Source organism: Streptococcus sp. HMSC066F01 (assembly GCF_001837335.1).
GTDB classification, from domain to species: Bacteria; Bacillota; Bacilli; order Lactobacillales; family Streptococcaceae; genus Streptococcus; species Streptococcus oralis_S.
Window position 1 is genome coordinate 1 of sequence record NZ_KV832067.1, and the last position, 2,637, is coordinate 2,637.

Genomic DNA, 2,637 nt, shown 5'->3' on the forward strand with positions numbered 1-2,637 from the left:
TTTCTTGATCTCTGGCTCTTCTGGTGTTGGAGGTGTTACTGGGACTTCATTGGAATCCTTGTGATATTTCGGATTGTGATCGATGTCGTAAGAAGCCTTGTTTGGAATTTCTGTCTTACCATCTTTATTCACATAAGCTGACAAGTTGGCATTATCTCTGATTTTAGCCTTGAAGTTTACTTCAATAGTCTTACCGGCATCTGCTTTGACAGAAGCTTCTGTAAAGGCAACTTTGATGACTTGACCAGAAAGTGTCACTGTCGCCTTCGATCCTGCATCCTCACCATCAAGTTTAACAGTGGCTGAAGCATTCTCACCAACAAATTCTAGAACTTCTTTCAACTCGTCTGTCATCTCAAACACAGTTGCGCTGGCAGGCATTGTTGTTTTCAAAGTATAAGTAAACTCTTCATTACGTTTTGCAAGATCATAACGTTCTGCTCCGTTTACTTCCTTCTTAAGCTCTGGAGTAGTAGTTGGTGGTGGTGTAACGGTAACTGGTTTTGATTCTTTCTTAGAATCAGGATTATCATTAATGATGTAGCTAGCAGTATTTGGTACTACCGGCTTGTCTTTTGATTCATTTGGATAAGCCGCTAAGAGTGCATCAAAGGTAATGCCTTCCTTCACCTTAGCCTTAAATGAAACTTGTACATCTTTACCAGCATATTGTTTCACTTGCTCTTTACCAAATGTGACCGTCAAACGTTGACCTTCTGTTGTTACAGTGAGGTCTTGAACAGCTTGGCCATCAACAGTGACCGTTGCTTCTCCTTCAAATGCCAATTCTTTGACGATATCATCTGAAATGGTGAAGCTATCTGCCACATGTGGAACCGTTGAGTCAATCGTATACGTAAAGATTTCTGATAACTTACCAAGATCTGCATGTTCCTGACCATTCACCTTCTTCGTGATTGGTGGTGGTGTAACAGTGACCGGCTTGGTTTCTTTCTCACCTTGTTGGTCATTCTTGTTGGTGTAAGTAATCTTAGCTTTGTTCTCAATAGATGGAACAGTTGAGCCTTTCTTCACTTTGGCATGAATCACGAGTTCTACTTCTTGGTTACCGTAGTCACCCGCATTCGCAAAATCTTTCATCGTTGCAGTCACGGTTTGACCTTGAACTGTTACATCGAAGAATTTCGCTGCCGCTCCCTTGATTTCAGCTTGACCTGGAGTCAAGTTCTCATCCAAGGTATCCGTTACAACGAAGGACTTGTACGTTGTAATATCATTTGGCAATTTCGCTTTGATATTATAAGTAAAGTCGGTTTCCGCACCGATTGTTGCCTCTGTCAGTGTTTCGTTGATTTTCTTATCAACACTTGGTTCTGATGGAGGGGTTACGGTGACAGGTTTCGTTTCTTTTTCTCCGCTATGATCGTTCTTATCTGTGAAGCTGAACTTCGCAGTATTTGGAATGTTGATACGAGTCACTCCATCATTGATCTTAGCCGGAATAATCAATTCCACTTCTTGACCAGCAAGGTCTGTAGCGTTCGCAAACTCCTTCATCGTTGCAGTCACGGTTTGACCCTCAACTGTTACATCGAAGAAGGCGGCAGCTGCTCCTTTGATAACTGGTTTGCTTGAAGTTTCATTGATAACTGACAAATCTCCTTCAAGTGTATCTGTAATCACAAATTTCTTGTAATCTGTAATATCGGTTGGAAGTTTTGTCTTAATGTTGTAGTTATACGCTTGACCTGTCGCGATATCTAAGTGATCAAGAGTTTCATTGATCTTCTTCGTTACAGGAGGTGGCGTTACGGTGACAGGTTTCGATTCAACTTCTTTCTCTACATTATTCTCATTTGTAAAGGAAATAGAAGCCTTGTTTTCAATGGTTGTACCTATCACACCATTTTTAACTTTTGCAGGAATGACTAGTTCAACAGTTGAGTATTTTGCAAGTTCACCAAACTGACCATCCTTCACCGTTGCCGTAATCTCTTGACCATTGGTGTGGATATCAAAGAGGGCCGCTGCAGAACCTTTAATACTTACGTCTCCTGCAAGTTCCAAATTAGCATCCAGTGTATCACGAATCACAAATTTCTTGTAATTAGCAACATCACTTGGTACTGCTGTTGTAATATTGTAGTTGTATGGTTGCCCATCAAACGTTTGGAAGCTATCCAAGTTTTCATTGATTTTCTTATCAATCGTTGGTTCTTTTGGTTTTGGTGGGGTAACCGTTACTTCGTTAGAGGTTTGTTTCACATCGTTCAAGATCACATCCGCTGTATTTGGTACTTTTACTTGACCATCTTTCTTGTATTTAGAAAGATCAGCACCTTTACGGATTTTCGCCTTAAAGGTTAATTCTACATATTGAATGTCTTTCACCTTACGGCGATTCACTTTACGAGTGATTTTTTCAAGATTAGTTTTGTCTAGTGTCAACGAAACGGTTTGACCTGAAACGGTTGTCGCACCTTTCAAATCAGCGTTATCTTTTCCACCGAGTTTTACATTCAAACTATCTGCTTGAACTTCTAACTCTGGAACAACTGTATCTGTCAGCGTAAAGTTGTCCGCAATACCTGGCCATGGAGCAGTCACCTTGTACTCAAAGAGTTCCTCTTCTGCCTTCAAATCTTCATGTTCTTTGTCATTAACCTTCTTCGTAAT

At 40.6% G+C, this 2,637-nt stretch carries 1 pseudogene; it reads right to left on the reverse strand.

The features are described 5' to 3' along the window. Positions 1-2,637, reverse strand: a pseudogene (gene padA, locus HMPREF2655_RS00135) (LPXTG-anchored isopeptide-forming adhesin PadA); the annotation flags it as partial.